Raw genomic sequence first — 26,304 nt, forward strand, 5'->3', positions numbered from 1 at the left:
AATAAGCGGCCCCGCTTTACTGCATCGTTAACGGGGCTGCCATGATGGCTTAGCCTCGAAACTCGTAAGCATCGCTCTGAGAGTCTGGAACACCCTTAAACTGAGCGCGTTCGATATCCAGAATCGTTCGATAACTCAAAGATAGAAGTGCGATTTGGAAGGCTCCAAAAATACCGAAAATAACGCCAGATACGACCAATGCGAAAAGATGGGTGAACTCAGCGAACACAAATTGACTAACCGATCCCACAACCAAAGGAATTAGCCCCATCAAAATAAAAATCTGCTTGTTGAAAGGGCGACTTTGTCGCCATGCATTACCAAGGCTTCTCGGTTCACGATCTAACGCCGTTGCAGGTAACACTAAGGACCAACGGGAAAGAACCCAGTATCCCGGAACACTCAGCAGCAAGGTAACAAGGTTCATTGTGAACTCACTGATCTCTCCGCCGTCAAAGACGATAAAAAACGTCACGAGAAATATTGGTAACGCGATGATCAAGCCCATTGATAAACCGAACAAAATCCACCAGCTAATAAACCGTAACTCTCGCATGGATAAGCGCATCACATCGAGAACAGAACGCATGTATTCATGAGCAAGATAAATACGGTGGATGCGAACCGCCGCCATTGCCGCAACTAGCGGGTACAAAAGGAAAGTCGTAATAAAGAAACCAGCACCAAAGTTAGAAAAGTCAGGCTCTTGCGATCCTTGAACTAGGGCTTCTTGGTATTGGGTAATAAAGATCGTGTGAACCACGATCAAAGGAATACAAGCGACAACTATCGCGAGCAGATTTGCTCTGACCATTACTACTGCTTCTTGGCAAATAGCCGCAACAGAAAACGGATTCTCTGGCATAAAAAACATCCTTAATTTTTATAAAAACCTTGCCATAGATTACCCCTCAAAATGTTCAGGCACACAAAAATTAAAATGAACCTGATCACATAACAAACAGTTCACAATATTGATATTCGCTTTGGTTAAATAAAAAAAACCACTCGATTGAGTGGCTTAAAGGATATTCAGAATGAAGGCTAACGAGCAACGTATTACATAGTATTAGCCCGTTAGAACATTGTCTTCAGGGTACTTGATCAGAGTAGGCTCAGGACGCGCTAACATATACGCAAGCGTCAAAGGCCCAATACGTCCGATGATCATCACCACAATCATGATGTATTTGCCGGGTTCTGAAAGATCAGCAGTCAAACCAGCGGTTAAACCAACGGTAGCAAATGCAGAGATGGTCTCGAACATCACCTTATCGAAGCTCGCCTTCTCGGTCAGCATTAGTAAGAACATCGCCGTCGTTAAAATTGCACCACTCACAACAATGATCGCCAGTGACTTAGTCACCGTCTGCCAGTTCACCGTACGTTTGAAAATCACCACGTGCTTTTTCTGACGCAGGAACGCCCATGTCGCCATAAAAGCGACAGCAAAGGTAGACACCTTAATACCGCCCCCCGTCGAAGTTGAGCCTGCACCAATCAACATCAGCACAATCATTACCAACAAAGCGGGTTGGGTAAAGTGTGCCAAATCGACACTGTTAAAGCCTGCGGTTCGCGCACTGGCTGATTGGAAGAAGGCCGCAAGCCACTGCCCTGCCATAGGTAAAGACTCCATCGTATTCGGGTTGTGTCTTTCCAATAACCAGAACATGATTGTTCCCACCGCAAGCAATGCCGGCGTCGCAATCAGCATGATTTTGGTGTGCAGGTGCAAAAAATGAAAACCACGACGCCAATGCAGCCATAGATCACCAATCACGGTAAAACCCAAGCCACCGAAGATGAACAAACCTGCTAGCGTAAAGATCACTACAGGGTCGTTGACAAAGCTCATCATACTGTCTGAGAACAACGCAAACCCCGCGTTGTTGAATGCAGAGATAGAATGGAACAGCGCATAGAACATACCCGTCTGCCACCCCATCTCAGGAACCCAACGGAAAGAAAGGAAGATAAAGCCAATCATCTCAGCGATAAGGGCGAAGATAACAATTTTCTTCACCAGCTTACGTAAGTTAACTTGACGATCTTGACCTAAAGCGTCTTTGGCTAGCGCTTGTTGACGGAGGCTCAACCGTACACCAAACATGTACAACAAAACGGCAGAGAGCGTCATTTGCCCTAGCCCACCGACTTGCATCAAAAACATCAGCAAAATTTTGCCTGCCAATGTGAAGTGCTGCCCCGTATCAACCACCCCCAAGCCAGTAACACTGATGGCCGAGGTTGCGGTAAACAACGCATCGGTCAGCGATAAACCCGTAACAGAGAACACAGGTAAAGTAAGCAAAACAGCAGAAGGCAATAACACACCGAGAAAGCTCAGCAATATAATGCGCGGCTCGCCACCTTTCGCTTTATCTCGTTTGCCATCTGGGACGTAAAAAACGCCTCTCTGGTGAAATTGGCTCATAATGATTTCAGCTTGCTTGCTAATTTATCTTGAGGACCAACAACAATAATGAGGTCGCCGATTTCTAGTGTTGTGGTGAGCTCAGGAGCTTTGGTGATTTCCGGGCCACGTTTAAAGCCGAGTACTTGAACGCCTTCCACTTTACACAATGCAAGATCGCCAAGAGTCTTGCCCATCCAACGAGAGCCAATCACAAACTCGGTCATCGCTAAACCACTGCCCAATGGGTGGAATTCCAGTACGCGTTTGTCGAGCATCTTACGTGCAACACGAATACCCATATCACGCTCTGGCATGATGATGTGGTCTGCACCAATTTTTTGCAGTACGCGAGCTTGGAAGCGGTCGTTCGCTTTAACCCAAACCGATTTTACCCCCGCCTCTTTAGCAATTAGAGTGGCTAGGATGCTGGCATTTACGTCGGCACCAATCGCGATCATGACCATGTCATAGTCATCGAGTTTTAATTCAGCGACCGTATCTTCTTGAGTACAGTTTGCAACAATGGCTTGGCTAACAAAGCCTGCCGCTTCTTTTACTCGGTCTTCATTAACGTCAACCGCCAAAACTTGTGAGCCAGAATCTTGCAGTTCTTTACACACGGCTAAGCCAAAACGACCTAAGCCAATTACAGCAAATTGCTTATCACCAGTTTTCATTTGTGCCTCATTTATGCGTTGAATAGCAAGCGCGAGAGTCTGCGCCTATTCCTTATCATCTGCAAACTAGACGACAAAAAATTGACAAAAGATTAACTGAGACACTCGCGCGATAACTTTTTAAAGCGTAGACACTACCAACGACTTTTCCTAATTATTGGCAGTTAAATCAAAAGAATAGCCACCAAGTTCACACTTAATGGAGCAGTCATATTCATCGTCGACTTAAAACCGCCTCTTCGCACCGCCTCACACCAACTTGGTCCGCATTCTCAAGAACACACTGACTAAAAATGAAAAATAATGTATTGAAATCAAAAACAAAGAAGCCGCATCGAAATGCGGCTTCTTTTATATTTCATGTATTCGTACAAGAACGATGGTGTGGATTATTCAGAATCGCGCTTGTCAGTATTGTCTCGACGAGGACGGTCATTGTCCTGTGGTTTACGCTTGTTCTTCGGTACGTAGTTCAAAATGGAAATTGGCACTGGTTTTCTTGGTGCAAATCCTTCGATTTCCACACGTTCAAGCAAGTGACCTAGACGGCTTTCAATCATGCATAGGTTTTTGAAGTCATCTTTTGATACCAGTGAAATCGCTTCACCTTGTGCACCAGCGCGGCCCGTACGACCAATACGGTGAACGTATTCATCCGCTGGGAATGGCAAGTCGTAGTTAATAACAACAGGTAGGTTGTCGATATCAATACCACGAGCCGCAACTCCCGTTGCCACTAAGTACTGGATTTCACCCGCTTTAAACTGCTCAATCAACTCTTGGCGAACGCGTTGGTTACGACCACTGTGGAACGCCTCTGCCACGATACCACGCTTCTCTAGTTGAGAAACCAACTTCGCCGCGCCGTGTTTTGTCTCGATAAACACCAACACTTGCGACCAATCGTTTTCCGTCAGCATATGGCTCAGTAGTGACGACTTCATGTCTTTATCGACGGTAGTGATCCACTGCTTGATGTTCGACTTAGATGCGCTGTGCTTCGCAATGGTGATCTCTTCAGGGTCAACGATGGCGTTTTTCGCCAAGTCACGAACTGGGTTTGATAGCGTCGCTGAGAACAACAAGCTTTGAATATCTTCTGGCATGCAATCGACGATCTTATCAATCGAATCGATAAAGCCCATATCCAACATCTTATCGGCTTCATCCAGAACCAGCATTTCCACTTCATCAAAGTGAATGGCACGTTGGCCGTAAAGGTCAATCAAACGGCCTGGCGTGCTTACGACAATATCCACGCCTTCAATCAGCGCTTGTTTCTGCGGTGCATAATCCACACCACCAAACATCGCCATAGAACGAAGCGATAAGTTTTTTCCGTATACCTCGATGCTCTGGTGCACTTGAAGTGCCAACTCACGTGTCGGGGTCAAAATGATCGCACGAGCGCGCTTCTTACGCTGAGTTTCCCCTTTGCTGAGTTTTTCTAAGATTGGTAGTACAAAGCCAGCAGTCTTACCGGTACCAGTTTGTGCTGCGGCAATCAAATTGCTGCCACGCAAAACAATCGGAATGGCTTTTTGTTGGATAGAAGTCGGTTTTTCATAACCCAGCGCCTTCACTGCATCAGTGATAGGTGCGCTTAAACCAAGCTTAGAAAATGGCATAGAAAAGTCTCAACAGAGGAAATGGGCGCGTAGTGTATCAGAATCCGAACTAAGTAACAGAATCATTCATACCTGAACAAGCCGGAGACGATAAGCAAATTCTATCCTTTTAATAAGGCATCTGATTGTTACAGCGTGATGATTTATTGACCACCTCACATTTCTTCCCCTTGAACCTCGTTATGCTGCAAGAGTGTGCATCACTGGAAAACTTCATGGATATTTTATTACTGGTTGGATTAATCGCGCTTAATGGTGTTTTTGCCATGTCTGAGATAGCGTTAGTCACAGCCAAAAGCGGCCGACTGAAAAAGTTTGCCCAACATAGCGCTTCTGCCCGCCTCGCTCTGCAATTAAAAAATAACCCAACGCAATTCCTCTCCACAATCCAAATCGGCATCACCGTGATTGGTATCCTCAGCGGTATTTTTGGTGAAGCCACCCTTTCAGTTCCCTTTGAGCATTGGCTTGTCGCACAAGGCGTAGAACGAGAGGTCGCCACCATCCTTGCCACCGCCATTGTCGTCGTCGTGATCACCTACTTCGCAATCGTAGTGGGTGAGTTGGTTCCGAAACGCTTCGCTCAAAACAACGCAGAGAGTATTGCTGTTCTTGTGGCCTACCCTATTCATTGGTTGGCCAAGTTAACGACTCCGTTTGTCATGTTACTGACGCTATCGACAGAGTCTTTACTGAAATTACTACGCCAAAACAACACCGGTGAAGTCGTAACAGAAGAAGATATATTTGCTGTGGTCAGTGAAGGTTCTGAATGTGGTGCAATCGAGCCTCAAGAACAACTGATGATCCGTAATCTTCTGCACTTGAATGACCGCTTGGCGCTCTCTTTAATGACGCCACGCTGTGACATTCACTATCTCGATCTGGATTTACCACTCGATGCGATACTGAAGAATTTACGTCAAACTCAGCATTCCGTTTGGCCGGTATGTAAAGGCGGCTTGGATAACATCATTGGGACCATTTCTTCTAAAGCGTTGCTCGATGAGTATGACGAGCTATCAATATCGCGGTTAGCAAAATTACTCAAACGTTCACGTTTTGTTCCTGAGTCCATGAAAGGGTTACCGCTGCTCAACTACATGCAACAAACTAGCACCGAAATGGTCTTTATCGTTGACGAATATGGCGACGTGCAGGGCCTAGTGACGCACTACGATTTGCTAAAATCTATCGCCGGTGAGTTAGGTATGGCACCGCAACAAATCTGGGCGAAAAAGCAGAAAGACGGCAGTTGGGTAATGGACGCGTTGATTCCAATGAATGAGCTGAAATACAAACTTGAGCTCAGCAGCATTGAGGGAGAAGAAAGCGAGGGTTTCCAAACCTTAAATGGTTTTCTGACTTGGTTAATTGGGCGCGTGCCTGCTCAAGGAGAAACGGTTGAATATCAACAGTGGCAATTTGACGTGTTGCAGGTTAAGAGCAATCGGATCACACAAGTTAAAGTAACGGAAATGGTGAGAGAACTCGAAGCTGAGCAATAAGACTAATTACGAGTTTACGAGTGTTTGACTCAAACAAAAAACAGCCTCTCGATAGAGGCTGTTTTACTAAATGAGATTCACGATCTTAGTTTCGATTAGAATAAGTACGTTGCGCTAACATACGCACTACGGCCTTTTTCTGAGTAACCGTAATAATCGTCTTCATCGTCCAGCTCGACATCAAAGATGTTGTTCAAGCCCGCTTTGAGGTTCAATTGCTGGAAATCGTAACCCACACCAAGACCGACTAGCGTATAACCATCCACCGTTTTGTTTTTACGGCTTAGGTTCGTGATCACTTGTTCACCGATGTAATTCACACGAGCAAACGTTGTAAATGAATCAAACACTTCCCAGTTGACGTCTAGGTTCGCTAGGTGCTCAGGTGTTTGCATGAGCGTATCACCTGTACTCTTGTCTTTAGCGTCCGTGTAAGTGTAGTTACCTTTCAGGTTGATGCTGTCTGTAATGTCATACCAACCTTCAAGCTCAATACCTTTGATCTCCGCTTTACCAATGTTTTGGTAAGTGAAGATTGGCATAGGGCCATCCATACCAACAACCTTAGTTAAGTCACGTTCGATCTTGTTCTTCAAGTCAGTGTAGTAGTACATCAGACCTACACCCATTGATGTTGATTCGTACGCAAGACCTGCTTCGTAGCTTTCTGACTCTTCCGGTTTAAGATCATCATTACCCGTTAACCAACAACGGTTACCACAACTGATTACGCGAACTTGGTCGCTGCTTTCCATCATGCCAGGAGCTCGGAAGCCACCACCAGCACCGCCTTTCAAGACAAACTCATCGGTGATGCTGTAAACGGCATAAGCACGCGGGCTAAAGTGACTGCCATAGACCTCATGAAAATCTTGACGGCCACCCAATGTTAGCGCCAGTTTGTCGAGATCAAATTCACCTTGAACAAATACCGCACCTTGATAGTTATCGATATCGCCAGATGGAACATCACGGTTGTTTTTCAGCTCAGAAGTACGGTATTCACCACCGAATACCCACTCATGCGAATCACGCCACAAACCAGAAAGTTTGAAATCGAGAGTATTATTTTGTAAGTCGACATCCGCAGCGCCGTTAGTGTAAGCCGTACTTGCATCATCAAGCTGCATGCTCTCACCGTAGAGACGTACTTGTGAATCGACCGTATCCCATGCACCTTCATGGGTTAAACCGTAATTCCAACGTGTAGAATCTTGAGTATTTTTTTGCTCACCTGAACGCGGGTGAACCCAATCGGCTTCACGCTCATCTTTGGTGTAGATGACATCTGCAATCAGGCGTTGCTCTTCGGTCAATTGCCAAGCAAGCTCACCAAAAACATTAGTGGTATCTTTCTGCTCTAGCGCATCGAAATCTGGATTCGTGTCCGTGCGCCACGGGTCACGCGCAGAACTTTCAACAATGATGCTGCCTTCTACGTTTTGCGTCAGTTCACCGCTGGCGTAAGCATGACCTTTAATGTCATCACCACCATCTCCTTCAAGAATATTTTCGTACTGTAGCCCAACAGAGCCTGAGAACTCTTCGGTTGGTGACTTCAAGATAACGTTTACCACGCCGCCCATAGCTTCAGAACCATAGAGAGAAGAAACCGGACCACGAACTACTTCAATACGCTGAATCGCCGTTAAAGGGATACTCGATAGGTCAAAGTCATTACCTCGAATAAGCGCATCTTGTGAGTTAATTCGACGACCATTGATCAAGATTAGCGTGTGCTTGGAATCCAAACCACGAATACGGATAGTATTACGACCATAAGCGGTGCTGCTCAAAACACTCACACCCGTCGCACTACGAATCGCTTCTGAGATATCTTTCACTGGCATCTTTGAGATGTCTTCTGCGGTGATAACCGAAACAGAAGCTGGTGCGGTCAATTCTGAGTGTTGGGTAAGGGTTGCAGTAACAACCATACGTTCCATTTCCAACACTTCATCTTGATCATCAGCAACAGCATAACCACTTAGCGCCGTCAAAAGTGCTCCTGCGAGCATAGAAGGCATAAATGTGGGCTTTTTAACTAAACTTTTCACTGCATATCCTTATATCTATTTTATAAATAAATTGAGCTCGCAAACTCTAATAAACGAATGTATAAATGACAATTGTTATTACTCGCATTAGCATTTACATTTGAGCTGTATTGTATTTTTGAACTGCAACAGGTTGAAAAGTGACACTATTGAAAAACGACAAGCTAGTTAACATTCTTGCCCCTCTCTGTCTTCACTTAGAAAGTGCCAGTCCAACGGTTCACATCGTAAAAGCCACACCCGATATGTACGATAAAGTGGGCCTTCTCGAGGAAGAGCAACAAATTCATAAAGCCGTTAAAAAGCGTCAGCGAGAATTCCGAGCCGGACGTCAATCCGCTCGAGAAGCCATAAAGCGATTGGTATCAAACGATTCTGAATTAGCTCAGGTACCCATTCTTTCAGGCAAAGCTAGAGAGCCCTTATTCCCGAGCCTCATCAGCGGCAGCATCAGTCACACCGACAGCCTATGCCTCGCAGCGTGTGCGTTAAAAAGTGAAGTACCGAGTTTGGGTATTGATGTGGAAAACAATACCTCTCTCGCCTCGCACCTTTTTTCTAGCATCTACACCCAGAGCGAAAAGGCATTAATGGAGACGTCCAACACCCTCCCCGATGCACTGATATTCAGCATTAAAGAGAGCCTGTTTAAATGTCTCTACCCGTTTGTTCAGGTGTATTTCGACTTTCTAGATGCACAAATCACCCTGCAGCCGGACGCTGAAAACGCCGGTCAATTTCACTTCGAACTGATTGGAGAGAATCGAACTTTATTGCAGGCTAACCTGCCGAATCTCTCTTTTCATGGCCACTATTGCTTTACCGAGCAATACGTTTTCTCGTTGTGCTTTTTTTCCTCATGAATGTGTCATTATTTTTGTTCAATAACCTTTTTGATCACCATTTGTTGTCGAGCATTAACCAGCGGCAACCGTTGTTCTAAAAGCGCTTTCCACATTGGGGGTACTGTGACACCCTTGGCATCTAACTGACGCGTTTGTAGACCTAAATACCAATAGGCATCCACCAGCTGCTCAAGGGAAGTAAACGCGTAAGGGTTCACCGGTGGCTTTTTCGGAATAATGTCGAGAAACGATTTCTTTTTAAGATGAGGCTGCGTCGTTGTATAAATACCCCGCTCAGTGCTGCCCCATTCACTTGGTAAAATGTGTGGCCAAACTGATACATATTGTTCGCCAAACTTCTGTTTCGCTAGGTCACCAAAAGTTTTATGTTTGGACATGAACCCTAAGGTTGGGGAACGCTTAAGAATGTGTCTTGCTCCAACAAGCACCACCACACTCTGTGCCTGTTTCTGTTGCAGCTTTTCAACGCCGTCCACTAAGGCTTGGTCACGTTGAGCATTCAACTTACTCAGTTCAGAAGGATGTTGAATGGCTTGCCAATTGAACGACGGCTCCGTCAGCACGACTTTGATCGGCACGTTGCGCTCAGCATTCGCTGCTCGTAATCGATGAAAAAATTGGCCGTAACACGGATGCATCCATGCAGGAAAGGCGATTGAATCTAACCATACGGCAGCCAATTCAGTGTCGGTGACCGCCTCTCCCAATAAGAAGTTGTTAAGCAGCGCTTGATGCTTAGCGTTACCAAACTCGATGAACAAATGCGTGAATGCCCCATCCAATTGAGGATCGAGCAACACCTCGGTCATTTGCTCAAATAAATCTGCATACCAATGTGCCTCGCCAAGCGCCAAAATAGCGCCTGATTCCAACTTATTTTTGAAGAAAGTCAGAGGGGAAATCATCCCCTCCAACATCGCACTTGGCTTAGATTGAGCTGTCGAATCAAACATCGAAATTCTCTCTCAACTCTTTCACCATATGCGTACCGATTTCACGCAGCATATCTGGGCGCATCATGTCACGGTGAATACAGGCCACATCAATCACTTTCAAGTCACCGTCCATGTACTTGAACCATCCATTGCGATCCAAAAAGGCCTCTTCTGGTGGCTTCTCAGCATTAAAGAACAGCACATCGCCTTGATATTGATAGTCAATGGCATCACGGACACGTTGGTTGTTGTTGATTACGACGTCGATCATCGCCGTGATGGTTTCAGTACTTAAGTGCGCCATAGACGAGCCCGCATCCTGCAAGATATCGATCACTTCTGGCTTCGTAATACTGGAATGCGCGGCTTCATCAAACTCAACGCCGGCCATACGAATCAGTGCGCCGAGCGCTTGCTCTTCTCCCGGTGGATGGATGGTTTGCCACTGCTCTGCAGGGTAAGAATCTAACAGCGTAACCAAACCTACTTCTTGGCCTTGTTCTTGTAAGATGCCCGCCATTAGGTGAACAATCATGCCACCAATTGACCAGCCCAGAAGATGGTAAGGACCAAAAGGTTGCTCTTCACGAATCGCGGCAACGTAGTCTTCTGCCATTTCTTTCATGCTCTTTGGCAATGGTGCAGAAGGGTCACCCAGATTACGAGCTTGCACGCCATAGAGTGGAACATTGGATGGAATGATCGGCGTTAAAGCCGCGTAGCACCAACTTAAGCCACCCGCAGGGTGTACACAGAAAATGGCCGCTTTCCCTTCACGTTTACGCAGTGGTAACAACATGTTCAGGGCATCATCACTTTCACTGCCATTCAACTTGGCGGCAATCCCAGAGACAGTCGGCGATTCAAATACGGCTGCCAATGACAGTTCAATCCCCATGATTTCTTTCACATGGGCAATCAACTGTGCGGCAAGCAAAGAGTGGCCGCCTAGTTCAAAGAAGTTGTCGTCAACGCCTACCGCAGGTAAATCAAGCAGTTGGCAGAACAGCTTACACAAACGTTCTTCAACAAGGTTGCTTGGCCCTTTTGTACCGACCTGACCAGACAAATCTGGCTTCGGCAACGCGTTGCGATCTAGCTTACCGTTTGGCGTTAACGGGAAAGTATCCAACGTCACAAAGTAGCTCGGCACCATGTACTCTGGCAGTGGTTCGGCAAGGAATCGTTGCAGCAAGTTGCTATCAACACCCTGTTCTGGATCTTCTGCCGTAACATACGCAACGAGACGTTTGTCGCCATCGGCATATTCCTGCGCCAATACCGCGACTTGCGCGACACTTGGGTGATTCGCTAAGGCGTTTTCAATTTCTTCAAGCTCGATACGGAAACCTCGAATCTTGACCTGAAAATCACTACGGCCGCAGTATTCAATCGCCCCGTCTTTTCGCCAACGAGCCAAATCACCAGATAAGTACATTCGGCTGCCTTTTGGTCCGAATGGGCTTTCAATGAAACGCTCTGCGGTCAGTTCCGGCTGGCCGTGATAACCCAACGCCAATTGTCGACCCGCAATATAAAGATGACCGACGACACCCGGCGGTACTGGATTTAATGCATCATCCAAAATGTAAATTTGGGTGTTCCACACAGGGCGGCCTATTGGTGTCGAATTACCTTGAGCATTCGCCTCACTTGGCCAATAAGTCACATCAACAGCCGCTTCTGTCGGACCGTACAAGTTGTGCAATGGCGCACTAAAGTCTTGGTAATAATGATTCACCAATTCCATCGGTAGCGCTTCACCACTACAAAAAACTTGGCGTAAACTCTGGCACAAATTGGCATCGGCTTGTTGGACGAAGATTTGCAACATTGAAGGCACAAAGTGCAAGGTCGTGATTTTCTCTCGATGGATAAGATCTTGCAGATAAATAGGATCTTTATGCCCTTCCGGTTTTGCGACCACCAAGCATGAACCGACGATCATTGGCCAGAAAAACTCCCAAACAGAGACATCAAAACCTGCGGGCGTTTTTTGTAATACCCGGTCTTTGGCATCAATTGGATATTGGTCGTGCATCCACAGCAATCGGTTGACGATTGCATCATGGGTGACCACTACCCCCTTGGGTTTGCCCGTAGAACCAGAGGTATAAATCATGTAAGCCGGAGAGTGAGGCTCCGGATGCACTTGTGGTGGTAATGCTTCGACCACTTTATAAATGGTTGGCAACGTCGCGTCATCAACCAACTTCACCTCCACACCTTGTGGCAATTTGCTTTGTAGCTCGGTCGTCGAGAATACAAACTTCGGTGCAGAAGATTCCAACATGTAGTGGATTCGGCCTTCTGGGTAATCTGGATCGATCGGTACGTAAACCGCACCAGCAGCAAGAATCGCCTGTTGTACAACAATCAGTTCTTCACTTCTTGGGACGCAAACTGCAATACGATCTCCCAGCTCAACCCCTTGCGCGGTTAACCAGTTAGTCAAGGAGTACACTTTTTTCGCTAACTGCTCATAACTGAGCTTTTGTCCTTCAAAAATGAGGGCGGGAGCATGAGGCGTCAGAATACGTTGCCTTGCCAGCAAGGCAGCTAGGGTCGTTTCTGGCACCTCGTGGTCAGTATCATTCCATGTTTCGATGACTTTTTCTCGCTCACCCGAGAGCAAAATACGGACATCGCTGACAGGACATTGAGAAGCATCTTTAGCTTGTGCGCTTGCAAAAAAGTCGCTCATAAAGTGGAACAAGCGCTGCTGGTGCTCTTTAATGTCTTGGTCAGAATACAGCTCTGGATTGGCATCCATATCTATGTGAAGTTGACCGTCAAGCTCGTAACAATAGAAGGAAATATCATCCACTGGCCCCGCCGACAAGTTATGCGCTTTCGAAGCCAACTCGCCAAATTTATGCTCATACTCAAACGGCATGATATTCACCAAAGGGCCAAATAGATTGCGGTTGTCTTTAACTAGATTCAACTCGCGGTGCAGCTCTTCATAGCGGTACCCTTGGTGACGACGAACAGATGAGAACTCTTGGTTTACCTGCTTAACTAGCGTTTTGATGTCCGTACCTTGAGTAAAACTCACGCGCACAGGCAAGATATTCACTCGCATCGCTGGCGTTTGAATTGCCACTGACCCTAAGCGCCCCATCAGCGGCACACCAAGCACCACCTCGTTGGAACGCGTCATACGATGAACATACGCAGCAATGGAAGCGATCAGCACACTGTACCAGTGCGTTCGGCATTGCTTCGCCAACGATTCCATATGCTGGAAGTCTTCTACTGGCATCGCCCCTTTCAAGCGTAAGAAGTGATCCGATGTCACTGTCGGTTTACCCGCTAAGTTAACCGTATCAGAGTGGTCGGCATAACGTTGTAAGTAGAAGGTACGGTCTTTTTGGTATTTTTCCGACGCTTTATAGTCGTTGTCTTCTTTAAGCAACGCGTGTTGATCCACCAATTGGATCTCGTCAAACTGCTCTCCCTTCGTAAGTTGGCCATAGATATGAGCAATACGCGAAGCGATCAACGACATGCTGTAGCCGTCAATAGCAATGTGGTGAAGTGACAGGAACCAAACAAACTTATCTTCTGCAAGCTTAAGCAGCGCCATAATAAACAGTGGGCCTTGCTCCAAATCAACGGGCTGCTTCAACTCTTTCTTCATCCAATCGACTGCAGACTCGAGTGGCACATCATGTTGCGAGAAGTCGATTCGCTCTACCTGCCAGTTTTGTCTATCAATCACCATGCGAGGACCTTCGGTGGTGGTGACAAACTTCGCGTGTAACGAGTCAACTTCATCAATGGCGGTTTTTACCGCTTCAACAAAACAAGATTCACCCACCTTGCCATCAATCACTAAGTATTCGCCAGTCTTGTAAATTGGGTTGTCCGGATCGCGCAACTGAGCAAACCAAATCCCTGCTTGGGCATCCGTAAGCGGCAGCAATTGCTCCGCTGTATAAGGTAAATCGTACATGTCCATTCCTTTGTTACTCTTCCTCGTAGGCTGTTAAGTCAGCTTCTTTTCAATCAGTTGCCACCAATCTTGCAAACTGGGCTTGGCGGCAAGTTCCATAAAACTCACGTCTAAACCAGCTTGCTGCCAGTCACCGACCAGTGACATCATACGAACCGAATCTAAACCGAAATCCAGCAGGCTATCTTCCGGCGTCATTTCATCGACTGGCACTTCTAGCAATGCCGCTAACTGCTGAGTTAAATGTTGCTGAGATTGAGGAATGGAAAAGTCATCACCGACAAATTCATCTGCACTGCTGATTTGAGATAGCAATTGCTGCTTATCCAATACATAGCCACAGCGACCTGCGACATAATTGAGTGCCATTTCATGATCGTTCGCTGAGAAATCTGCGACAGCATCAGAAACCATAAAAGCTTTAATATCGGTCATGAACGCTTCGGCAGCGGTTTGCAAACAGCCAATGTGGGCATAAATACCTACGATGATCAGCTGGTCACGACCAGTTTCATCCATCATGGATTTAAGCGGAGTACGCTGAAACGCACTGTAACGCCACTTGGTGTAAACAATGTCTTGTTCAGAAGGCGCAAGCGCAGGGAAAATACGCGTAATGTCATCATCCGCTTTCAGACCTGGTCCCCAAAAGTCCGTTAGTAAGGCACGGTCTTCTTGGCGTTGGTCACCCGGTTGAGCGGTGTAAACCACGGGGATACCCGCATCGATACACGCCTGTTTAATTTGCTTAATATGATGAGTGAGCGTTTGGATCATCTCACTATCGACATCATAGAAATTGAGAAAATACTGCTGCATATCGTGAATCAATAATACAGCGCGCTTTGGCTCTACAGACCAATTTACGCGGTTTTCTGGCATTGGCTTAGATAGTGAATAACCAGAGATAGATGGAATGGCCATGGGGCTAATCTCCAAAATTTTATTTATACACACGACACCGTTGATATCGTGGTGTGGTGGTTCGATTAAATCAGTTCTAGAAGTTTGTTTTTGTTGATCTTTCCTACTGGCGTTTTGGGTAGAACATCAACAAAGATCACGCGATCTGGAATTTTGAAATCCGCCAATCCTCGACCTCGCAAGAATCGCTTGATTTCAATAGCCTTGGGATTTTTCGCTCTACACACCAATGCCGCGCAACTGCGCTCACCAAGGTATTCATCCGGGATCGCAATCACCGCCGCATCGTGAACGGAATCATGAGCAAGAAGGTGATTCTCCACCTCTTCGGCCGCAATTTTTTCACCACCACGATTGATTTGATCCTTATCCCGCCCCACAACTTGCAAATTTCCTGCTTCAGTCATAACGACGATATCCCCAGTACGGTAATAACCAAGCTCGGTAAAAGAACGCTGATTGTGTTCCGGTGCATGGTAATACCCCTGAATGGTGTAAGGACCACGCACGAACAAAATCCCCGCAGTCCCTTTCGGAACCGGATTACCTGCTTCGTCTAGTACCAAAAACTCATCTGCAGGTGACATAGGACGGCCTTGCGTAGTGACAATTTCTGACTCGGGATCATCCAAACGGGTGTAATTTACCAGCCCTTCAGCCATGCCAAACACTTGTTGCAAAGTACAACCAAGCTCTGGCTTCACTCGTTTTGCCGCCTCTTCACTAAAACGTGCGCCACCGACTTGCAGTACCTGGAGTGACGCAATGTTTTGCTGGGTTCTTGCTGCTTCATCTAGCCATAACAACGCCAATGGAGGGACCAAAGCCGCGACAGTGATTTGGTGTTTTTCAATCAAAGAAAAAGCCGTTTGAGGGCTGGCATCTGGCGCTAGCACGACCATGCCACCAGCCATAAAGCAGCCCAACGCACCAGGCGAACTTAATGGGAAATTATGCGCAGCAGGTAAAATGCATAAGTAACGAGTGCGAGCAGAGAACTGACAAACGTCATTACTCGCACTAACGCTGTAAAGGTAATCGCTGTGGGTTCTTGGGATGAGCTTTGGCGTACCCGTTGTCCCACCAGAAAGTTGGAAAAAAGCAAAGTCTTCGGCGACATCAGATTGAGCACCAACCTCTTCCAAAAACAGTGTGTTTAGCGCTTGGGCACCGGTAGGCATTAAGCTCTCTTCACCAGCCCACACTAGTGTTTTTAAACTCGGTAAATCTGCGGCCACTTGTTGAGCTATCTCAGCGGTTTTGACGCCCAATTGAGGTGCGGTAATCAATACTTTCGCTTCAGTAAAATGACAAAAGTATCGAATCTCCGAATAGCGATGCGCAGGTAACGCTAAAACCGGTTGAACCCCAATTTTAAGCAAGGCAAAGAAACTCAAATAAAACTCACCAACGTTGGGCAAATGCAAAACTGCTTTATCACCTGATTTTAGATTGAGCTTGTGCTGGAACCCGGCAGCAAGTTTGTCAACTTGTTCGACTAACGTTTGGTAAGTCCATTGCTGTTCGCCAGCAGCCAAAGCCACGCATTCTGAATAACGCTGCGCGCTCGCCTCAAGCATCTCTGGGATGGTTTGCTGCGTCCAAAACCCTGCATCGCGATACTTTTGAGCCATCTCTTGCGGCCATGGGGTAAATCCTGATGCCTTCATGCACGGGCGGTTCATTGAACCACCTCCATGTTCTCACGGATTTCAATGCCCAATGCGTTAAGCACGGTTCGCATCTTGTTGCCGGTTTCTTCAAGTTCACTTTGTGGCTCTGAGCCAGCAACAATGCCAGCACCCGCGTAAACGCGAAGACGTTTTTTCTCGACCTCAGCACAACGGATCACGACAACCCATTCTCCATTGCCGCGGGCATCCACCCAGCCAACCAATCCGGTAAAGTAACCACGGTCAAAGGGCTCTACATTGCTGATAAAATCATAAGCCTGGGCTGTAGGGTAACCGCATACCGCAGGTGTCGGATGCAATGCACTCGCGAGTTTTAATACGCTGGTATTGGCATCTGAAACCATGCCCTCGATACGAGTCGAAAGGTGTAACATCGCTTTGGTTTCAATCACCGATGGCACCATCGGGACATACAAATTGTGGCACCAAGGTTGGAGCGCTTTCTCGACGGCATCCACAACCACCGCATGCTCGTGAAGATCCTTGCTGCTTTCCATCATCAACTCACCTTGTTGTTGGTTCATTGATTCGTTGTCACTGCGACGACGGGAGCCTGCTAGCGGGTTGGAGCAAACATGAGGGCCTTTGCGCGAAACAAGAAGCTCAGGGCTAGAGCCCATTAAATATGCATCGGAATGGCTTCCTCCAATGCGAGTCGAAAAAGTGTAGCCACCGGGATTCTGTTTGAGTAACGTTTTGAGGAAACGAGCACGGTCAATATCCTCTTCCGTCTCGACTTGCATGGTGCGAGATAAGACGACTTTGTCGAGTTCCACATCCTCTCGACAGCAACTCTTTACGGCTTGCTCGACGCTACGCATGTAATCACTAGGATCGGGAATGGGTTGAATGGAAGATGGATGGCAATCCGTTAACCCATCCACATCCGACACTTTATCCGGTCGGATTGGTGATGTAGTAATCAGACGTTCAGGGACAATAAAATGTACTGGGTTGTGTTCAGAAAATGGGATCACACCTACAGCGATAGGGTTTTCATTGCCCTCTTCCTTCGCCGATTCCAATAATTGGCTGATGTGAGTATCTAATTCTGAGAACCTGACTTGTTGGGAAAATTCGGCAGCAATCCCTTGAGTCAATAACGTCACTGTAGGAGAGCTAAAGAAGAACGAAGCATCATCCGTATGGGCATTAAGAAACTCTGTGAGCATAGTGCTGCTTCCCGTTGAGTTACGAAGCATAATCATCTCTCAAACTGTATTAAACATGGCGTTCCAAATGAGATTCCTTCTCATTTAAGAGGTGAGACTACACACACAAAATCATTTATTCAAACACTTTTGATAATAATTATCATTCGTATTATTTATAATTTTATAAATTAATCCCGTAGTATTAATATGGGAAAACGCAAATAATTCTTTAGTCTTATCAGTAAAATAGCCTCAAAATGACGCATAAAAAATGGCTGACGCCTTATGCTGTCAGCCATTGATTGTTGTGATAATTCTTACTTAGAAATGCCTATTAGCAATATTATCCATTCTCAGAAAACCCATACTTCTCATCACTCAGCGCTCGTATCTCGTTGAAGCGATCTTGCATCTTGCCTCCGATCAAATCGACACGCCTTTGCATCTCATTCACCCATTCACGATCTGCCATCACTTCGCGTGGAAATACGGTCGAACGCGCATTCTCACCAAGGTACAGAAACGCATCAAACAGCTCCCCGACTGGGGCATCCATCTTGTCCATTGCCGCCAGTTTATAGCGCGCTTTAGGTAATAAATCGATGAATCGAAGTGGCTCAATAGGACTATTCGTCACTTCAAGTAGCGCTGGCGATTTTACATTGTGGAAAGTTTGCACGACTTCGGGCTCTGTCATCGGCCAAATCAAATACGTACTATCAGGAAACGCTTGCTCTAATCGAGTCGCAAGCGGCCAAGCGCTGGCTTGCGTTTTCGCTACATAGTCTTTCGGCGCATTGACCAGATGGAAAGCCCCGAAAATCAACAGTGCTTTTTCATTGTTCTCAATTCGCTCTTGAGCAATTTGGTAAAAGTAATCCGTTTTACTCGTCGCCGCTTGTTTCCAAACTTTTGCATCCGCGACACCATCCCATTCAAAGGGCGCTTCCGCGAGATGCACCTGAATTTTTTTGCCTTCAGGTAACAACAAATTCCGCGCTCTGATCACCTTGAAGAAGTTGATATACGCATCTGGCATCCAAGCCATAAAGTAAATCGAACCACGTAGCACCTCATTCAACTGTGATTCGCTGACCTCACCGCCTACCAGATATTTATCCAATACAGGTTGATATTTCGCATTACCAAATTCGACCACAATATGGGTGACTTGGTCAGAGAAGGTATCGGTCGAAACCAGTTCCGTTGCGTATCGTAAAAAAGCGTCATTCCAATGGTAATCGCCAATCCCAACAAAATGGTGTTGCTCGAATGCCTTCAGAATTGCAGCATCAGCGGGCTTAGCTTGCTCAACCACTTGTTCAATTTTTTGCTCCGGCAAATCGACCTCTGCAAAGTGCGGTAAATACTCACACCCTGAGACCCCAACCAACCCTAAAACCAGTACCAAGGGCTTGATTTTCCAGCCTAATGTCTTCATTGAATTCTATACCTCCTTGTTAACATCATGACAACGATAACAAAAATCATTATCATCTATCCAACTTAGATTTCATATTTGTATCGCGAAAGGGAGAAGGTGATGCGTGAAAACCGCTCAGAATTCTACGGCAAACTGTGCTTGATCACAGGTGCCGGACAAGGGATTGGCCTAGCATGTACTAAAAGCTTATTAGACCAAGGGGCGCATGTTATTGCTTGCGATGTGACTCAAGCAACATTGGATGAACTACAACAAAGCTTATCGACCAACCAGCAACAATGCACCACATTACTTCCGTTTGATCTATCCGATCCACATGCGATCCTCAATGCCTGCCAGAACCTCCAGCAGGACAACCTCATCCCAGAGCTCATCATCACTTGTGCTGGCACATTACACCTCGCCTCTATTCTCGAACTGCCGTTTGAAGCGCTCAATAAAACCCTAGATATCAACTTAAAAGGCACCATGCTACTCACCCAACAGCTTGCAAAAATGTTGGTCGAAAACAGCAGAAAAGGCGCGATTGTCGCAGTCGGATCAAATGCCGCAGACACACCACGCGTGAAGATGTCCGCCTACTGCACATCTAAAGCTGGCCTGCACATGTGGATGCAATGTTTGGGATTAGAACTGGCAGAGCATGGCATTCGCTGCAACATTGTTAGCCCCGGCTCGACCAGAACACCAATGCAAGAGCAAATGTGGAATGAATCTTATGGCGAGCGAGAAACGGTTCAAGGCAACTTAGCGTCGCATCGAATTGGCATCCCGTTAAACAAAATTGCCGAAACCAAGGACATCACCAATGCGATTGAATTTTTACTCAGTGGTAAATCGGGCCATATCACCATGCATGATTTGAGAGTGGATGGCGGAGCAACCTTATGATTCTCTGCCAAAATATCGGAAAGTTTAACCGTAAAATTTGGGGTGCATGCCCTTCTCTAACTTGCGCCTCACTTTATAGGACACATCAGCTAATGTGATTTTGCCTGAGTTCTTGCGGTCAATCCCTGCGTTTTGGCGATAAGCGATCGAGCCTTTCTTGAAAAGCACATGTGTTGGCGGTTGGCCGATTGCAGCAGGATAAAGGATCGCCATATACACATCCTCAAGACACGCCATGTCATTTCGGTATGGCATAAAGTACGCTTTGACATAGTCAAGCTGCTCCAGAGCACTCATTTTAGCCAACTTCTTTGTACTTGTTCCTAGAGCTTCTGCGGTTGAAGGCATAAATTGAATTAACCCTGTTGCACCGCTTCCCGATCCATTTTTAATACTTGGGCTAAATGTCTCTGCTGTTTCAAATGCCATGCAAGCCATCAAATGATTAGGATCGATATTGAGCTCTTTAGAAATGTCGTTAACCTTGATTTTGAACTCTACCGAGACGCGATTTCCCCAAGCAAGGGCACCGGTAGTTGGAACCGAAAAAGACGCTGAAGAAACATCACTTTTTTTAAGGGATAAAGATGAAGGTGAAAAAATGTTCAGGTTTTTCGAATTCTTATCTATCAACCTGTTTTGAAAGGAAAAAACCTTATCTTTTTTGTGCTTAAGCTTTTCGATTTTTAATAGCTGATACAATCGCTTAGAAACCGTTTTCACGATACAACCACATTTGGAAAACATGTCCCAAACTGTAATCCATTTCTCACTCTTTTAATATCAGTATCAGTTATGAGGCACAAAAATGTGAGGTAGATCTGCAAGCTTTATAAGAAATGGAAAGTTTATAAATAATGTTGTTTGAAAAGTATACTCAGCGTTTTTCTATACGTTGAAAACAATGAGAAATTTGTTTATGAGTTCAATCTGAAATGGGTAGTGTTTATTCCTAGTCTAGCGCCCCTTAAACAGCACCCCTCTATGATGGCCAAGGTAATATTTATGGCTATTGTGGACGTGAAAAAACATGTCTTCGTGTAGACCAAGAGCTTCTGGTTTTTCTAGGTAACGTGATATTAAAACTTTTCCTTTATCATCAAATGATATGAAACCGAGATCGAATGCTTTATCCAGATTAGGAAGTAGCAATAATCCGTTGAACTTATCTAATCGTTCTTCGTTGTTGGAATCTCGCCACGGTTTAATATGCGACGCTAACAGTAATTGGGTATTCTTAAACCCGGTAACAGTGCAACCTCCCCACATATCAATGAGCTTGTTTCTAAAATGACCTTGTCCCATTCTGGTGTTTACCAAAATTGTCTTTTCAGTTGTGCTTAGTTGCTTGTCATTCATTATGTGTCGGATATCTGCATTCACATCAATTTGGGCTAAGTCAGCAAGAAAGGTGTCGTAGTGAGACAATGCTGCACTATACATACCCTTGCCTTTTATATCGCGCACTTGAAACTCTGGTAACTGCACCGCTTGTTTCTTATAACTCTTAAAGTCTGAATAAGACTTTATTTCTGTGATAGATGCTTCTATTTTTCCGGCATCCATCAACCAGTTAGAAATTGAACCACGGACTGCTCCTAAGTAGTTCTTTGCCGTTTTCTCTGATTTACCCAAATCAAGTAACCATTGATAAAACAATGAAGATAAGTCTGATAAGTTGGAAACAAGTGCTTCTTTCAATTCATTCGAGACTATGTAGCTATTCATATATTCGAATAGCTCATCATCAACGTAAGCGTATGAAATGGCCTTTGATGAGTACCTTTTTGTATTTTCTATGGAATAGCCTTCATTATAAGAGTGATGCCAGAACCCCTCACTTCTCAAAAAGAAAAAAGGGTTCTCAGGTGTGTTTCGATCATTCCCTATTGCTAAGTTTTCGAAGTGATGTGTGAATCGCTCTTTAAGAACAGAATTAAGTTCAATCTTGTTTGAAACGATATGTCCAGCCTGCATCAAATCCATAACGGCAAGAAGCATACACACTTTGTGAGGACTCTTTTTTCCGTTTGAACTATTCACGTTCAAATTACTGAATTTATCAGCATAATGTTGGAGAGACACTACTAATCCTTCTCTTGCTTTGAAATAACCACAGTCTGCCAATGAACATCATCACGCTTGAGTTGGTCGTCACTGTCCGAGACATGCCTTACCATAAGCGCACTGTTCTTTGCCAGTTGTTCTAACTCTTGAACAGAGACAGGGTAAGCTTTGCGCCCATCAGTGAACTCTCCATGGCGAAGACTAATGACCAATCGGCCATTAGGCGCAAGCAGATTAGAGAGCTTACGAAAAGCACGCTCACGATGAGAAGTCGCAAGATGCATCCAAACCGCACTCACCAATATCAGATCAAAGCGAAGCCCCAAGTTGGTGGTTTTCTCAAGAACAGGCAAGGTATCATCAAGCCAAGTAACCAAATCACCCGTCGCAACTTTACCAAGCTTTAGTAAAGATTCCGCAGGCTCAAGAGCAATCACCTCACAGCCTTGCTCCGACATCCATTTCGCATCTCGCCCAGACCCCGCTCCCACATCCAATATCCGATCGCCTGCATGAGGCCAAAAAGCCTGCCAGCTCGCGTGAACATTCTCAAATGTCGTCGAGTTGTATTGCTCCACTAATGAGCTCGCATTTTGGTTATAGAAATTGAAGGTAGAGGACATAAAGGTAAGACTGCAATTGAACTGAACACATAGTAAGTGCTATTGATTGCAAAGACTAGAAGGTAGTGCAAAAGTTGTAGGAGACGTTGCTTCAAAGTTCACTCGCTAAAAAGTGGACCAAACGAGCACCGAGAGTAAAGCGATTTGCTTGCGATGCAATCATACCTATTCGGGAATCTACAATTTCTTAGTTTTATATCCAACTTCTTGGCAAGATAAACAAAAAATTGGTTTTCAAGTCCTTGCCATCATTCCAATTGATTGATTTTTATTGAAAATAAAATGGCATACTTTCTGCTGATTAGAGTGATGATTGGTTTTCACTTTAGGTATCAGTGTGTCATACAAAATTCTTCCGCTTTCGGAAGTGATGTCTCATGAATTCGGTTTGATAGAAGGCGATCTCCATAACCTTGTGGAAGCTGATGTTGCCTCTGTCACCCCTTCTCATCTTACTTTTGAACAGCTAAAGCAACATCTCTACGAAGGCAAGCTCGTACTCGTGAGTGATACGCCTCAAACTCCCGCGTTACTCAGCTACAACGATCCAGTTGGTTCTAAAACTTGGAGGCTAAACTCTGAGGTTATCCCAGCATTCTCTGATGATGCCGCTGATAATTTGTTAGCAAAAACGAAAATCACCAGAACAACGGGAGGGTACAGCTCTTGTATTGGGGATACCTCGGCGCTAGAGCGGGTTTATACGCCGCAGCCAATCGCAGCCGAAAGTGAAGAGGAAATCACCAAGGAATTTGAGTACAGCTTTGAAGTTGGCTGCTCAGATACCACCGTAAGGAAAATGGTGCACAGTGACTTTGCTATAGCGAAAACTGAAAATGAGAACGCGGTGACCCGCTGGGAACAAGCCAATACCGAGCAAGGTACCCGCTACACGGCGTTATGTGCATTCGATGAGCCAAAACGCCTAAATATCCATATTGCTGATGACAATCTAGGACTGACGCCATTGGAAGCCGTCACCTTACAAAAAGCTGGTAGCCATAAGGTTGATGAAGGGTTCATACCTGTCGTCCCTGCCGTGCGTTTGGGTGAACGCTTAGGGTTGCCTACAGAAGGCTATTACTACCACTTTAATGATGGCGAACTTGTCCAAGAATACAAAATTCTTGGGGAAAAAAAATGGGCGTTTTACGCTACGCAATCTACACAAGACACGCTAAATGACGAGCGCGGCTTTACCAAAGATCAAAGCGCCATTTTGGTGTATTGGAAATTAGCCGACAAAATCATCGAGAATCAATACATCATTTATCTTGAGCGCCAAATCACGCGTGAAGAGCTAGATAACCTCAGCGAAGATTGGCTGAGTGAAAACGGGATAAAGTTGGATATCCCCACACTGTTTGATGTGGTCAAACAGCCGGAAGAAGAACGCTCAGAAGATAACAACGATGAAGCGGAAGCAGAACAAACCGCAGCAACGCACATCGTAGTTGCGGGAGAAACCTGGCAGAGCATAGCTGAACTGTATGGTATGGGAGCTAAAGCCTTGCTCTCGCTTAACCCAGTGTTTGAGGCCGATCCTCTGTCACTCGCGATCGGTGATGAAATTGTTGTTGCTGAGACACAGCAGCAACAAATACCGGACAAAAAGAACACCTTTCCGCCACTGCGCCCGCAAACCTACAACAACATCCGCAACAGTCATTACCAGCACAGCGATCCATTGCTTGGGTTGACCAAATATCGAGCCATCAACGCCGCCGATTGCGTAGAAGGCGATGTGGCCATCCTTAACTTAAAAGACGTCATGAGTTCGCTCGTGTTCGCTAAATCCTGCACCAGACCAAAAGGATGTATTGAAATTGGCGATCAGCAAGAGTCCATCAGTAACTTTGGCTCATGGTCGTTTTTTTCACAAGCGAACGCAGCCGTTCCCGCGGTAATTCCAGCCATTCAGGCGACACAAGCACAGATGGCCATAGGCAGTTCCGCAGCTGTCGCCGGTTCACCAGAACAAACGCAACAAACCCAAACCGCGGCGATGCAGTTAGATAAACTGGCCGGCACATTGAAAGACAAAATCGTCGAGGGCTACCGCTGGCAAGTAGAAGGCATTGGCGCTCTATTTGCAATGCAACAAAGCTTATTTGGTGATAACACCCAATACACAGACCAAGATTTACGCCAAGTGACTACGGCGCAAAGCCGAATTCGTGTCCACATAACAGAGCCAAAAGATGGGGAGTTTTATCCACACGTGCAGGGTTATCATGTAGACGACACGCGCATCCCCATCAAATACGTAAAACAGGGAAATAATGGCCAGCTGTCCGTTGCGATTGAAAAGAACGGACCAACCATCTATTGGACGCCAGAAGAAAACGGCGAAGCAAGTTGGCAAAGCACGCCAGATCATAGTGATGGGTTTGAAAAAGACGATATACTGGTCACGCCAATCCACTCGGATAGCGATGCGAACGTCACCGTCACGCCTGCGCCAGAAGAGAAAGACTGGCGTGATGCGATCTTAGTGCTCCCTGAAAGCTCAGGTATTGCACCGCTTTATGTGGTTTATAAAGAAAGCCCGAGAGATAAGCCTGGTGTTGTTACAGGCAAAGGCGAAGACATCTTTGGAATTTGGTTAGCAGATGCGGGTAAAGACTTAGGTGCTCCAATACCCTCCCAAATCGCTGATAAGCTAAGAGGAAGAGAGTTCAGTAGCTTTGATGCGTTCCGAAAAGCATTCTGGTTAGAGGTATCTCAAGACAGCGGTTTAAAGGGACAATTTAATGCACAAAACCAAATTCGAATCGGGTTAGGGAAAGCACCGAAAGCAAGAAGTCGAGATAAAGTAGGAAAGAGAAAATCTTTTGAGCTACATCATGTAGATGAAGTGCAGAATGGCGGCAAGGTTTACGACTTAGATAACTTAAAAGTGACCACACCCAAAAATCATATTGATATTCATAGAGGTATGAAGTGAGTAAAAAATGCATAACGGACTATAACGAAGCCGAGTTCTTGCGCTTTGTGGAAGATATTTTTAAAGAGAATGCATCAGATTCAGATGACGTTCTTGACGAGCTGCTCGATATTTTTGAGGAAATAACCGGGCACCCTGATGGAACGGACTTAATTTACTACCCAGAGAACCCTGGTGAAGATACTCCTGAAGGGATAGTAAGAATAGTGAAAGATTGGCGTGCTAGCCAGGGGCTTCCTTGCTTCAAAAAGTAATGAAAATTGTTATTGAAAAATTCGACAAACAGACTGAATTACTCGTTTCAGCGTTAGCTATTGAAAAAGAACACCTTGATGTCATTGCTCAAGTATTAGGGTTAAAAGAAGATGATATTCAGTTCCTAACAAGTGGAGCTGGCGGCTTTGATATTAGTGACGCGCAAGCTTTAGACATAGAGAAGTTGATTGATAAATGCTTCTATGACCCAGAGTATGATTATCAGTTAGGTACTACTGACTAAATATGAGAAAACC

At 45.7% G+C, this 26,304-nt stretch carries 19 protein-coding genes and 1 pseudogene; 6 read left to right on the forward strand and 14 right to left on the reverse strand.

Annotation, left to right across the window (positions count from 1 at the left end):
- Positions 1 to 49: 49 nt before the first annotated feature.
- From C1S74_RS06150 to C1S74_RS06165, 4 genes are all read right to left on the reverse strand, one after another.
- Entirely contained in the window at positions 50 to 865 is an 816-nt protein-coding gene (locus C1S74_RS06150; RefSeq protein WP_045403711.1) for a hypothetical protein, read from the reverse strand.
- 204 nt (positions 866 to 1,069) lie between these two features.
- Positions 1,070 to 2,437, reverse strand: coding sequence for a TrkH family potassium uptake protein (locus tag C1S74_RS06155; protein WP_045403710.1), 1,368 nt, complete (start codon positions 2,435 to 2,437; stop codon positions 1,070 to 1,072).
- Positions 2,434 to 3,096 (reverse strand): potassium channel family protein, encoded by a 663-nt coding sequence (locus tag C1S74_RS06160; RefSeq protein ID WP_045403709.1) that lies wholly within the window; start codon positions 3,094 to 3,096, stop codon positions 2,434 to 2,436. Before C1S74_RS06160 ends, C1S74_RS06155 begins: the two co-directional genes overlap by 4 nt.
- 389 nt (positions 3,097 to 3,485) lie before the next feature.
- Positions 3,486 to 4,724, reverse strand: coding sequence for a DEAD/DEAH box helicase (locus C1S74_RS06165; RefSeq protein ID WP_045403701.1), 1,239 nt, complete (start codon positions 4,722 to 4,724; stop codon positions 3,486 to 3,488).
- Positions 4,725 to 4,906: 182 nt separating this feature from the next.
- On the opposite strand from C1S74_RS06165, the gene C1S74_RS06170 reads away from it, so the two are divergent.
- Positions 4,907 to 6,232 (forward strand): hemolysin family protein, encoded by a 1,326-nt coding sequence (locus C1S74_RS06170; RefSeq protein WP_045403699.1) that lies wholly within the window; start codon positions 4,907 to 4,909, stop codon positions 6,230 to 6,232.
- 95 nt (positions 6,233 to 6,327) lie between these two features.
- Here C1S74_RS06170 and C1S74_RS06175 read toward each other — a convergent pair whose 3' ends face one another.
- Positions 6,328 to 8,289, reverse strand: a complete 1,962-nt coding sequence (locus C1S74_RS06175; protein WP_045403698.1) for a TonB-dependent receptor domain-containing protein — start codon at positions 8,287 to 8,289, stop codon at positions 6,328 to 6,330.
- Between the two features lie 149 nt (positions 8,290 to 8,438).
- Between C1S74_RS06175 and C1S74_RS06180 the strand changes: the two genes are divergently transcribed.
- Positions 8,439 to 9,152 carry a 4'-phosphopantetheinyl transferase family protein gene (locus C1S74_RS06180; RefSeq protein ID WP_425275332.1) on the forward strand — a complete coding sequence of 238 codons (714 nt, stop codon included), beginning with the start codon at positions 8,439 to 8,441 and terminating at the stop codon, positions 9,150 to 9,152.
- 8 nt (positions 9,153 to 9,160) lie between these two features.
- Here the strand turns inward: C1S74_RS06180 and C1S74_RS06185 are convergent, their stop codons facing one another.
- The 6 genes from C1S74_RS06185 to C1S74_RS06210 form a co-directional block, all read right to left on the reverse strand.
- Entirely contained in the window at positions 9,161 to 10,108 is a 948-nt protein-coding gene (locus C1S74_RS06185) for a hypothetical protein (protein WP_045403695.1), read from the reverse strand.
- A complete protein-coding gene (locus tag C1S74_RS06190; protein ID WP_045403692.1) occupies positions 10,101 to 14,048 on the reverse strand; it encodes an enterobactin synthase subunit F in 3,948 nt (1,315 codons plus the stop codon). The genes C1S74_RS06185 and C1S74_RS06190 overlap by 8 nt, the downstream gene beginning before the upstream one ends.
- 33 nt (positions 14,049 to 14,081) lie before the next feature.
- The gene (locus C1S74_RS06195) at positions 14,082 to 14,972 is read right to left on the reverse strand and encodes an isochorismatase (protein WP_045403689.1); all 891 of its coding nucleotides are present in this window, start codon (positions 14,970 to 14,972) and stop codon (positions 14,082 to 14,084) included.
- A gap of 65 nt (positions 14,973 to 15,037) precedes the next feature.
- Positions 15,038 to 16,657 carry a (2,3-dihydroxybenzoyl)adenylate synthase gene (locus tag C1S74_RS06200; protein WP_045403687.1) on the reverse strand — a complete coding sequence of 540 codons (1,620 nt, stop codon included), beginning with the start codon at positions 16,655 to 16,657 and terminating at the stop codon, positions 15,038 to 15,040.
- A complete protein-coding gene (locus tag C1S74_RS06205; RefSeq protein WP_052437327.1) occupies positions 16,654 to 17,874 on the reverse strand; it encodes an isochorismate synthase in 1,221 nt (406 codons plus the stop codon). Before C1S74_RS06205 ends, C1S74_RS06200 begins: the two co-directional genes overlap by 4 nt.
- 289 nt (positions 17,875 to 18,163) lie before the next feature.
- The gene (locus tag C1S74_RS06210; protein WP_045403685.1) at positions 18,164 to 19,261 is read right to left on the reverse strand and encodes a hypothetical protein; all 1,098 of its coding nucleotides are present in this window, start codon (positions 19,259 to 19,261) and stop codon (positions 18,164 to 18,166) included.
- A 102-nt stretch (positions 19,262 to 19,363) separates the two neighbouring features.
- Here C1S74_RS06210 and C1S74_RS06215 point away from each other — a divergent pair, with 102 nt between their 5' ends.
- Positions 19,364 to 20,155: a 2,3-dihydro-2,3-dihydroxybenzoate dehydrogenase gene (locus tag C1S74_RS06215; RefSeq protein ID WP_045403682.1), complete on the forward strand. Its 792-nt coding sequence runs from the start codon at positions 19,364 to 19,366 to the stop codon at positions 20,153 to 20,155.
- Between the two features lie 24 nt (positions 20,156 to 20,179).
- On the opposite strand, the gene C1S74_RS06220 is transcribed toward C1S74_RS06215, so the two are convergent.
- The 3 genes and pseudogenes from C1S74_RS06220 to C1S74_RS06230 all read right to left on the reverse strand — a co-directional run.
- On the reverse strand, positions 20,180 to 20,902 hold the full coding sequence (locus tag C1S74_RS06220; protein WP_045403680.1) for a transglycosylase SLT domain-containing protein: 723 nt from the start codon (positions 20,900 to 20,902) through the stop codon (positions 20,180 to 20,182).
- Between the two features lie 210 nt (positions 20,903 to 21,112).
- Positions 21,113 to 22,240, reverse strand: a complete 1,128-nt coding sequence (locus C1S74_RS06225; RefSeq protein WP_045403678.1) for an HNH endonuclease — start codon at positions 22,238 to 22,240, stop codon at positions 21,113 to 21,115.
- A 20-nt stretch (positions 22,241 to 22,260) separates the two neighbouring features.
- Positions 22,261 to 22,845, reverse strand: a pseudogene (locus tag C1S74_RS06230) (class I SAM-dependent methyltransferase); the annotation flags it as partial.
- A gap of 337 nt (positions 22,846 to 23,182) precedes the next feature.
- Between C1S74_RS06230 and C1S74_RS06235 the strand changes: the two are divergent.
- From C1S74_RS06235 to C1S74_RS06245, 3 genes are read left to right on the forward strand one after another with little or no spacing between them, the layout of a single operon-like run.
- A complete protein-coding gene (locus C1S74_RS06235; RefSeq protein ID WP_103415325.1) occupies positions 23,183 to 25,792 on the forward strand; it encodes a T6SS effector antibacterial DNase in 2,610 nt (869 codons plus the stop codon).
- A complete protein-coding gene (locus tag C1S74_RS06240) occupies positions 25,789 to 26,046 on the forward strand; it encodes a bacteriocin immunity protein (RefSeq protein WP_045403674.1) in 258 nt (85 codons plus the stop codon). Before C1S74_RS06235 ends, C1S74_RS06240 begins: the two co-directional genes overlap by 4 nt.
- On the forward strand, positions 26,031 to 26,291 hold the full coding sequence (locus C1S74_RS06245; protein WP_231572668.1) for a DUF7683 domain-containing protein: 261 nt from the start codon (positions 26,031 to 26,033) through the stop codon (positions 26,289 to 26,291). Before C1S74_RS06240 ends, C1S74_RS06245 begins: the two co-directional genes overlap by 16 nt.
- Positions 26,292 to 26,304 lie beyond the last annotated feature (13 nt).

The sequence above is a fragment of the Vibrio hyugaensis genome, from assembly GCF_002906655.1.
Classification (GTDB): domain Bacteria; phylum Pseudomonadota; class Gammaproteobacteria; order Enterobacterales; family Vibrionaceae; genus Vibrio; species Vibrio hyugaensis.

Coding starts and splice junctions, on each gene's coding strand:
- C1S74_RS06150 (WP_045403711.1), bottom strand. CDS start 865: ATGCCAGAGAATCCGTTTTCTGTTGCGGCTATTTGCCAAGAAGCAGTA.
- C1S74_RS06215 (WP_045403682.1), top strand. CDS start 19,364: ATGCGTGAAAACCGCTCAGAATTCTACGGCAAACTGTGCTTGATCACA.
- C1S74_RS06185 (WP_045403695.1), bottom strand. CDS start 10,108: ATGTTTGATTCGACAGCTCAATCTAAGCCAAGTGCGATGTTGGAGGGG.
- C1S74_RS06205 (WP_052437327.1), bottom strand. CDS start 17,874: ATGATTATGCTTCGTAACTCAACGGGAAGCAGCACTATGCTCACAGAG.
- C1S74_RS06190 (WP_045403692.1), bottom strand. CDS start 14,048: ATGTACGATTTACCTTATACAGCGGAGCAATTGCTGCCGCTTACGGAT.
- C1S74_RS06200 (WP_045403687.1), bottom strand. CDS start 16,657: ATGAACCGCCCGTGCATGAAGGCATCAGGATTTACCCCATGGCCGCAA.
- C1S74_RS06195 (WP_045403689.1), bottom strand. CDS start 14,972: ATGGCCATTCCATCTATCTCTGGTTATTCACTATCTAAGCCAATGCCA.
- C1S74_RS06165 (WP_045403701.1), bottom strand. CDS start 4,724: ATGCCATTTTCTAAGCTTGGTTTAAGCGCACCTATCACTGATGCAGTG.
- C1S74_RS06170 (WP_045403699.1), top strand. CDS start 4,907: ATGCTGCAAGAGTGTGCATCACTGGAAAACTTCATGGATATTTTATTA.
- C1S74_RS06220 (WP_045403680.1), bottom strand. CDS start 20,902: ATGTTTTCCAAATGTGGTTGTATCGTGAAAACGGTTTCTAAGCGATTG.
- C1S74_RS06160 (WP_045403709.1), bottom strand. CDS start 3,096: ATGAAAACTGGTGATAAGCAATTTGCTGTAATTGGCTTAGGTCGTTTT.
- C1S74_RS06210 (WP_045403685.1), bottom strand. CDS start 19,261: ATGAAGACATTAGGCTGGAAAATCAAGCCCTTGGTACTGGTTTTAGGG.
- C1S74_RS06155 (WP_045403710.1), bottom strand. CDS start 2,437: ATGAGCCAATTTCACCAGAGAGGCGTTTTTTACGTCCCAGATGGCAAA.